The 9,523-nt window shown below is 61.9% G+C and carries 4 protein-coding genes; all 4 read left to right on the plus strand.

Annotated features, from left to right (window positions below):
• The first annotated feature begins 65 nt into the window (after nt 1–65).
• On the plus strand, nt 66–2,441 hold the full coding sequence (locus NW857_RS05310; RefSeq protein WP_414368187.1) for a phosphoketolase: 2,376 nt from the start codon (nt 66–68) through the stop codon (nt 2,439–2,441).
• A 170-nt stretch (nt 2,442–2,611) separates the two neighbouring features.
• On the plus strand, nt 2,612–3,625 hold the full coding sequence (gene mraY / locus NW857_RS05315) for a phospho-N-acetylmuramoyl-pentapeptide-transferase (RefSeq protein ID WP_414368201.1): 1,014 nt from the start codon (nt 2,612–2,614) through the stop codon (nt 3,623–3,625).
• A 228-nt stretch (nt 3,626–3,853) separates the two neighbouring features.
• Nucleotides 3,854–6,460: a DUF3536 domain-containing protein gene (locus tag NW857_RS05320; protein WP_414368190.1), complete on the plus strand. Its 2,607-nt coding sequence runs from the start codon at nt 3,854–3,856 to the stop codon at nt 6,458–6,460.
• A gap of 139 nt (nt 6,461–6,599) precedes the next feature.
• Nucleotides 6,600–9,523 (plus strand): carbamoyl-phosphate synthase large subunit (carB, locus tag NW857_RS05325; RefSeq protein ID WP_414368193.1); only part of this gene is annotated, 2,924 nt, incomplete at its 3' end.

The raw sequence follows: 9,523 nt of genomic DNA on the forward strand, positions 1-9,523 counted from the left end.
AGATCCCCAAGCCTACGCCCCAACCTGGCTCACCATGGGAGTAGAGATACCTAGGGGGTACGGCTATGGTTTTGGCAGAACAGCTCTCGACAAAACCGCTGACCGACGACGAACTGCGCAAAATGGACGCCTACTGGCGGGCCGCCAACTACCTGTCGGTGGGGCAGATTTACCTGATGGACAACCCGCTGCTGCGGGAACCCCTCAAGCTGGAGCATGTGAAGCCGCGCCTGCTGGGGCACTGGGGCACCACACCGGGGCTGAATTTTATCTACGTGCATCTCAACCGCATCATCAAGCGGGAAAACCTCAACATCCTCTACATCACCGGCCCCGGCCATGGCGGCCCCGCTCTGGTGGCCAACACGTACCTGGAGGGCACCTACAGCGAGGTGTACCCCAACATCAGCCAAGACGCCGAGGGCATGCGCAAGCTCTTCAAGCAGTTCTCCTTCCCCGGCGGCGTACCCAGCCACGTGGCCCCGGAAACCCCCGGCTCCATCCATGAGGGGGGAGAGCTGGGCTATGCTCTAGCCCACGCCTTTGGGGCGGCCTTCGACAACCCCGATCTGTTGGTGGCCTGTGTAGTCGGGGATGGAGAAGCCGAGACCGGCCCTCTGGCTGCCTCTTGGCACTCCAACAAGTTCCTCAACCCCATCCACGACGGGGCGGTGCTGCCGATTCTGCACCTCAACGGCTACAAGATCGCCAACCCGACGATCCTGGCCCGCCTCAGCCGTGAAGAGCTGCAAAGCCTGTTTGTGGGCTATGGCTACAAGCCCTACTTTGTCGAAGGCTCCGAGCCAGCCCAGATGCACCAGTTGATGGCCGCCACTTTGGACACGGTGATCCACGAGATTCAAGAAATCCAGCACCACGCCCGCAGCAAAGGGGATCCTACCCGTCCGCAGTGGCCGATGATCATCCTGCGCACCCCCAAAGGCTGGACGGGCCCCAAAGAGGTGGACGGCAAAAAAGTAGAGGATTTCTGGCGCTCCCACCAGGTGCCACTGGCGGATCTGGCCAAGAACCCGGAGCACCTCAAGCTCCTGGAAGAGTGGATGCGCAGCTACAAGCCAGAAGAGCTCTTCGACGAAAACGGCCGTTTGCGGCCCGAGCTGCAAGAGCTGGCCCCCAAAGGGGAAAAACGCATGGGTGCCCTGCCCCACGCCAACGGCGGCCTGCTGACGCGGGAGCTGAAAATGCCGGACTTCCGCCGCTACGCCGTAGACGTCCCGCGCCCTGGCACCACGGAGGCCGAGGCCACGAAGGTGCTGGGACAGTTTTTGCGAGATGTAATGAAGCTCAACCCCCACAACTTCCGCCTCTTTGGCCCCGACGAAACTGCATCCAACCGTCTGAACGCCGTGTTTGAGGCCAGCGACCGCACCTGGGTGGCCCCTATCTACGACTACGACGAGCACCTCTCCCCCGATGGGCGGGTGATGGAGATCTTGAGCGAGCACGTCTGTCAGGGCTGGCTGGAGGGCTACCTGTTGACAGGCCGCCACGGCTTCTTCTCCTGCTACGAAGCCTTCATCCACCTGGTGGACTCCATGTTCAACCAGCACGCCAAGTGGCTGAAAACCACCCGACACATCCCTTGGCGGCGGCCCATTCCCTCCCTCAACTACCTGCTCACCTCCCACGTGTGGCGGCAGGATCACAACGGCTTCAGCCACCAGGATCCCGGCTTTTTGGATCACGTGGTCAACAAAAAAGCCGAAATCATCCGCGTCTATCTGCCCCCGGATGCCAACACCCTGCTCTCGGTGGCCGACCACTGCCTGCGCAGCCGCCACTACGTCAACGTGATCGTGGCAGGGAAACAGCCGGCCCTGCAGTATCTGGACATGGATGCCGCCATCAAGCACTGCACCCAGGGCCTGGGGATCTGGGAGTGGGCCAGCAACGACCAGGGCTCCGAGCCGGATGTGGTGATGGCCTGCTGCGGCGATGTGCCGACGATGGAAACCCTAGCGGCGGCGGACTTTTTGCGGCAGCACCTGCCGGACATCAAGATCCGGGTGGTGAACGTGGTGAACCTGATGAAGTTGCAGCCGCCCAGCGAACACCCCCACGGCCTCAGCGATGTGGATTACGTCAGTATCTTCACGCCCGATAAGCCCATCGTGTTTGCCTTCCACGGCTACCCCTGGCTGATCCACCGCCTCACCTACCGCCGTCCCAACCACCACAACCTGCACGTGCGCGGCTACAAGGAGGAAGGCACCACCACCACCCCCTTCGACATGTGCGTCCTCAACGAGGTGGATCGCTTCAGCTTGGCGGATGACGTGTTAGATCGGGTGGAGCGCTTCAAATACGAGCGGGCCCACATCAAGCAGATCATTCAGGATAAGCTCGTCGAGCACAAGCAGTACATCCGCGAACATGGGGAGGATCTGCCGGAGGTGCGCAACTGGAAGTGGCCCTACTAGGCGCCCACCGGCCCTTCACCTCTGAGCTTCCGGCAGGATAGAGTTTTCTTGGGCTCCCCTGCCGGAGTTTTTTGAGCGGTTGTGGCGTGTTGGAGGTTGAAGGTGTGAGGGGTTCAGAAAGGACGGATGCGGATACGCTTCCCGATCTGGAAGAGGCGGACTGGGGTGGGATGGCGCTCTCCCTGACTCTGGGCTTGGCCCTCTCGGCCCTGGTGATCGGGATCCGGCCCCAGGTGATCGTCCCCTTTGGATTGAGCGTGTTGGCTTCGGCCTTGCTGGGATCCCTGCTCCTCCCTGCCTTGCGGCGCTGGAAGGCAGGGCAGGTCATCCGCCAAGAGGGGCCCCCGTCCCACCATAAGAAAGCAGGCACGCCGACGATGGGTGGGATCAGCTTTTTGCCTGTGGGGCTGCTGGTGGCCGGGAGCTGGAGCGGCTGGGATCCCCAGTGGCTGGCGGTGGCGCTGCTGACTCTGGCCTATGGCTTGGTCGGCTGGCTGGACGATTGGCTGGTTATCCGGCAGCGCTCCAACAAGGGGTTGTCCCCCAAAGCGAAGCTTTTGCTCCAGGTGGGGATCGGGCTGGTTTTTTGCGGCTACCTGGCCTGGCAAGGGATCCCTACCGTTCTAACCCTGCCGGGAATAGGCACCCTCTCCCTAGGCTGGCTGTTCTGGCCGCTGGCTTTGTTTGTGTTGGTGGGAACCAACAACGCCGTCAACCTCGCCGACGGCATGGACGGCTTGGCGGCAGGGGTGGTGGCCCTTGTCCTGGCGGGGCTTGGGTTGACAGCAGCGGATTCGGAGTTGGCAGGGCTGGCCTTTGCTCTCAGCGGCGCCTGTCTGGGCTTTCTGGTGCACAACCACCACCGGGCGCGGCTATTTATGGGCGATACCGGCTCCCTGGGCTTGGGGGGCGCTCTGGCAGGGCTGGCGCTGTTGGGGGATCAGCTCTGGGCCCTGGCCTGGATGGGCGCAGTGCTGGTGGCAGAAGCCCTGTCGGTGATCCTGCAGGTGGGCTACTTCCAGTACACCAAACGCAAAACCGGACAAGGCAAACGGCTGCTGCGCATGTCGCCCTTGCACCACCATCTGGAGCTGGGCGGCTGGTCAGAGGTGCAGGTGGTGGGATGCCTCTACGGCATCACGGCGGTGCTGGTGGGTCTGGGCTGGTGGCACTGGGCAATGTAAGTTGGCGAGCTTGGGTCTGCTCAGGGAAGGGATCCAGCCGCGATCCCTTCTGTTGTGAGAAAAACGCAAAGATTACTGACCGATGTTTGTTGCCTGTCAAATTTCTAACTGAATCTTTTACATTCACCGCCGCAGATCGGGGATCGCTGTAACGTATGAATATGAATTTAAGTTAACAGCTCGTCCCCCTGTAACCCAAGTTGGGGGGAGCTTAAGGAGTGTGATCTTATGATGCCGAGTGGCTCCAAGAATTCCGACAGGCCAGCGGCACAGTCAGGCTATGGAGACTCGCCGACCCAGATAGCTCCCTTCTCGGCGGGGGCTGGCGATCGGGCCTCGGCGCGGCCAAGGGCAACTGCTCCCTACGTGGTGTTACACGGCCATTTCTATCAGCCGCCGCGGGAGGATCCCTGGCTTAACCGCATTCAGCGTCAGCCCAGCGCCAGCCCCTTTCACGACTGGAACGAGCGCATTCTGGCGGAGTGTTATCGGCCCAATGCCTTTGCCCGCGTTCTGGATGACCAGGGACGGGTGGTGCGCATTGTCAATAACTATGAATTCCTGAGCTTTAACTTCGGCCCCACCCTCCTCTCTTGGCTGGAGGAGCACGACGTTGAGGTTTACCAGCGCATTTTGGCCGGCGACCGTCTCAGCGCCGAGCGGCTGGAGGGGCATGGCAATGCCATCGCCCAAGTCTACAACCACGTCATCCTGCCGCTGGCCAACGAGCGCGACAAGTACACCCAGATTCGCTGGGGGATTGCCGATTTCCAACACCGTTTTGGGCGCCATCCTCAAGGTATGTGGCTGGCGGAAACCGCCATCGACGCGGCGACGGTTACAGCCTTGGTCGACTGTGGGATCCGCTTCGTCATTTTGGCCCCCAGCCAGGCGCAGCGCGTTCGCCCTTTGGGGCAAACGGAATGGATGGATGTCAGCCAGAACCAGATCGATCCCCGGCGGCCCTACCGCTGCTTTACCCCCGACCGAGAGGGGTACTTGGATATTTTCTTTTTCGACGGCCCCATTTCCCGTGACTTGGGCTTTGGGGATATCGTTTACAGCACCCAGTCGCTGGCGGAGCGGATCCGTTCCGCTCTGCGGCCGGACACCGAGGGGGAAGCCTATCTGGTCAACTGTGCCACCGATGGCGAGACTTTTGGCCACCACAAGCGCGGAGTGGAGCGCACGCTGGCCTATGCCTTTTGCGAGGAATTTCCTCGCCGGGGCTGGCAGGTGGGCAACTACAGCCATTTTCTCAGCCAACATCCCCCCACTTGGGAGGTGCAACTGAAACCGGTCACCGCCTGGAGCTGCGCCCACGGGGTAGGACGTTGGTCGCGCGACTGTGGCTGTGGAGCGGTGGGTGGGTGGCACCAACGCTGGCGGCAACCGTTGCGGGAGGCCCTCAACTGGCTGCGGGATCAGCTTGCCGAGATCTACGAGACGGAAGCCAGAGCCTACCTGCGGGATCCCTGGCTGGCGCGGGATCACTACATTGAGGTGATCTTGGATCGGGAGCGCTGCGATTCGTTTTTGCGGGAGCATCAGAGCCACCGCCTCAGGGCTGAAGATCAGGTGCAGGTGCTGCGCCTGTTGGAGATGCAGCGCTACAGCCAGTTGATGTTTACCAGTTGTGGCTGGTTTTTTGAGGAGCTATCCCGTCCTGAAGGGGTGCAGATCCTGCGCTATGCGGCACGGGCTATCCAGTTGGCGGCAGCCGTGACGGATGTGAGCCTAGAAGAGGAGTTCCTCAACCGCCTGAGCAAGGCTCCCAGCAACCTCGACCTCTACAAAGACGGCAAGGGGGTCTACTGCGCCTTGGTGCGTCCCACCCTGGTCAGCCCACAGCGGCTGGTGGCCCAGCACGCCATGCTGTCTCTCTTTAACGGCATCCCCCGCTCCCAAGGGTATGGGTTGGATCCAGTGGATCAGGAGCGCCTGACGATAGGGGGATCCACACTGGCCATCGGGCGGGTGAAGCTTACCTTTCCCAGCACCCGCGAAGAGCACGATCTGATCTACGCCATGCTCCACATCGGCGGCTGGGACTTTCAATGTGGCGTTAGGCCGTTTGCCGGGCGGCGCAGCTATGAACAGTTGAAAACCCGCTTGCTGGCCGGATCCCCCAGTCGGGTGGAGATGATCCTGGCTCTGCAAGATCTGTTTGGGCCGGAAACCTTTGACCTCAACGCCCTGAACGACGAAGACCGGCAGCAGATGATGCGCTGGCTTACCCAAGATACCCTAGACCGCCTGGCCCAACTCTATCGCCAAACCTACCTCGACAATTACGGGATCCTGATGGCTTTTCGTGCCGATGGCCTGCCGATCCCGGAAGAATTGTTGGCCGCAGCTCAGATCACCCTCAACCAGCGCCTGTTGAACAGTTTGCGGGCGATGGAAATAGAAGAGGGCAAGCGGGATCACCTGATGGAGTTGCGGGCGATCGCCCGTGAGGCGGAGCAGTTGGGGTGTCAGTTGCGGCGGGAAGAAGCAGCCCGTGTTCTGGATCGGCTCTTGCAGCGGGGGATGTGGCAGCTTGCCCACGCTTTTGAGCTGGAGACTGTTGGCGAACACCTCCACAACCTGGAAGAGTGGTTGCAATTGGCCGCGGATCTGCGCCTGCCCATTAATCTGGATCGTCTCCAAGAGCTCTACCTGGCGACCCTGGAACGTCAGGTCGGCCCCCGCTGCCCGGCTTGGCCCCCAGAAGAGTGCCGCGACATTTCCGCCGAAAATCTGCACCGCCTCTTACAGGTTGGGCAACGGATTCGGGTCAACGTCAACGCTTGGCTGCGGCACCTACAACCCCAAGAGTTCAGAGCCAAGTGAGTTGCACAGCGGCCTTGCCTGTTTTGTTGGCGAGCGCAGCCAGCCGGGCCAATCCCAAAAAAGAGGGATCCCGACGAGCAACTTGACCTGCAGGTGACCTCCTACAATAGAAGGCTGACTCTGCCACCCCTGGGATCCCATGCCGCGCCGTACCGACATTCACAAGATCTTGCTCATTGGAGCGGGGCCGATCGTCATTGGCCAAGCCTGCGAGTTCGACTACTCCGGCACCCAAGCCTGCAAAGCCTTGCGAGAGGAGGGCTACGAGGTGATCCTGGTCAACTCCAACCCGGCCACCATCATGACGGATCCCAGTATGGCGGATCGCGTCTACATCGAGCCGGTGACGGCGGACTTCGTGGCCCAGATCATCGAGCGGGAGCGCCCCGATGCCCTGCTCCCCACCATGGGGGGACAAACGGCCTTAAATGTGGCCGTGGAACTGGCCCGGCGCGGGATCCTAGACCAGTACGGGGTAGAGCTAATTGGGGCCAAGCGGGAGGCCATCGAAAAGGCGGAGGATCGGGAGCTCTTTAAGCAGGCAATGCAGCGGCTTGGCCTGGCCGTACCGCGGTCAGGGTTGGCCCGCAGCCTGGCCGAAGCCAAGCAAATCGCCCACGAGATCGGCTATCCCCTCATCATCCGCCCCGCCTATACCCTAGGGGGCACGGGCGGCGGCGTGGCCTACAACCAAGAAGAATTTGAAGAGATCTGCGCCGCCGGCCTCGAGGCCAGCCCGGTCTCCCAGATCCTGGTGGAGGAGTCGGTGATTGGCTGGAAGGAGTTTGAGCTGGAGGTGATGCGGGATCTGGCGGACAACGTGGTGATCATCTGCTCGATTGAAAACATCGACCCCATGGGGGTACACACCGGCGACTCCATCACCGTGGCCCCGGCCCAGACCCTTACCGACAAGGAGTACCAGCGGCTGCGGGACTATGCCATCGCCATCATGCGCGAGATCGGGGTGGAAACGGGGGGATCCAACGTGCAGTTTGCCGTCAACCCCGCCAACGGTGAAGTGCGGGTGATCGAGATGAACCCGCGGGTTTCCCGCTCTTCTGCTTTGGCCAGCAAGGCCACCGGCTTCCCCATCGCCAAGATTGCCGCCAAGCTGGCTGTGGGCTACACGCTGCCGGAGCTCCCCAACGACATCACCCGCAAAACTCCGGCCAGCTTCGAGCCCACCCTCGACTACGTGGTCACCAAGATCCCTCGCTTTGCCTTTGAGAAGTTCCCCGGTTCGGAGCCGGTCTTGACCACCCAGATGAGGTCGGTGGGGGAGGCGATGGCCATTGGCCGCACCTTCCAGGAGTCCATCCAGAAGGCGCTGCGCTCTTTGGAGATCGACCGCCCCGGCTTTGGCAGCGACCGGCCAGAAGTCTTCCCCAAGCCGGAGGAAGTGCGGGCCAACCTGCGCACCCCCAACCCCTTTCGCCTCTTGACCATTCGCACCGCCCTGCTCATGGGTTTTTCGGCCCAGGAAATTGCCCAGCTCACCCATATTGATCCCTGGTTCATCGACAAGCTGCAGGAGCTGGTGGAAGTGGAACAAGCCCTCAAGGGGCGAGAACTGGGATCCCTGAGTGCTGAGGATCTGCGGCACCTTAAGCAAATGGGCTTCAGCGACCGGCAGATCGCCCACCTGACCGGCTCCAGCGAAGCCCAGGTGCGGGATCGCCGTAAGCAACTGGGGGTGATCCCCACCTACAAGACGGTGGACACCTGCGCTGCCGAGTTCGAGGCGACCACCCCCTACCAGTACTCCACCTACGAGAGCGAATCCGAGACCTTCCCCACCGCCAAGCCGAAGGTGATGATCCTGGGGGGCGGCCCCAACCGCATCGGCCAAGGGATCGAGTTCGACTACTGCTGCTGCCATGCTGCCTTTGCCCTCAGCCGCCTCGGATATGAGACCATCATGGTCAACTCCAACCCCGAGACGGTTTCCACCGACTACGACACCGCCGATCGCCTCTACTTTGAGCCCCTCACTCACGAAGAGGTGATGAACCTGGTCGAAGCTGAGCAGCCGGTGGGCCTGATCGTGCAGTTTGGCGGCCAAACCCCCCTGAAACTGGCCCAGGGGCTGGCAGCAGCCCAGGCGCCCATCTGGGGCACTTCCCCCGACTCCATCGACATAGCCGAGGATCGCGGGCGCTTCGAGCACATCTTGCGGGAGCTGGATATTCGCCAACCGGCCAACGGCATTGCCCGCAGCGTGGAAGAAAGCCTGGAAATTGCCCGCCGCATCGGCTACCCGGTGGTGGTGCGGCCCAGCTATGTGCTGGGGGGACGGGCCATGGAGATTGTCTATTCGGATCAAGACCTGCAGCGCTACATGCAACTGGCGGTGGCGGTGGATCCCGACCGTCCCGTGCTGGTGGATCAGTTTTTGGAGGACGCGGTGGAGGTGGACGTAGATGCCATTGCCGACCGCACCGGGGCTGTAACCATTGGCGGGATCCTAGAGCACATCGAGCAGGCCGGGATCCACTCGGGGGATTCCGCCTGCGTCTTGCCCAGCCGCACCCTCAGCCCCGAGGTGCTGCAGGTGATTCGCGACTGGACGGTGAAGCTGGCCCAAGCTCTCAAGGTGGTGGGGCTTATTAACGTGCAATACGCCGTCCAGAAGGAGCAGGTCTACGTCCTGGAGGCCAACCCGCGCGCTTCCCGCACCGTGCCGTTCGTCAGCAAGGCCATTGGCCATCCCCTGGCCGATTATGCCGCCCAGGTGATGAGCGGCAAAACCCTGGCGGAGCTGGGCTTTACCCAGGAGGTGATCCCACCCTACGTGGCTGTCAAGGAGGCGGTGCTGCCGTTTCACAAGTTTCCTGGTACCGACACGCTGCTGGGGCCGGAGATGCGCTCTACCGGTGAGGTGATGGGGATTGACACCGACTTTGGCCGTGCCTTTGCCAAGGCGCAACTGGCTGCCGGCCAAAACCTGCCCCTAGGGGGCACGGTGTTCATCAGCGTCAGCGATCGCGACAAGCAGGCCGTGATCCCGGTGGCCCAAGAGTTTGTCAAGCTGGGCTTTCGTCTGCTGGCCACTGCCGGCAC

Source organism: Synechococcus sp. H55.9 (assembly GCF_047462355.1).
In the GTDB taxonomy this organism is placed as follows: Bacteria; Cyanobacteriota; Cyanobacteriia; order Thermostichales; family Thermostichaceae; genus Thermostichus.

Excerpts from the sequence above, each read along its gene's own strand:
- NW857_RS05310 (WP_414368187.1), top strand. The coding sequence starts at position 66 with ATGGTTTTGGCAGAACAGCTCTCGACAAAACCGCTGACCGACGACGAA.
- mraY (WP_414368201.1), top strand. The coding sequence starts at position 2,612 with ATGGCGCTCTCCCTGACTCTGGGCTTGGCCCTCTCGGCCCTGGTGATC.
- NW857_RS05320 (WP_414368190.1), top strand. The coding sequence starts at position 3,854 with ATGATGCCGAGTGGCTCCAAGAATTCCGACAGGCCAGCGGCACAGTCA.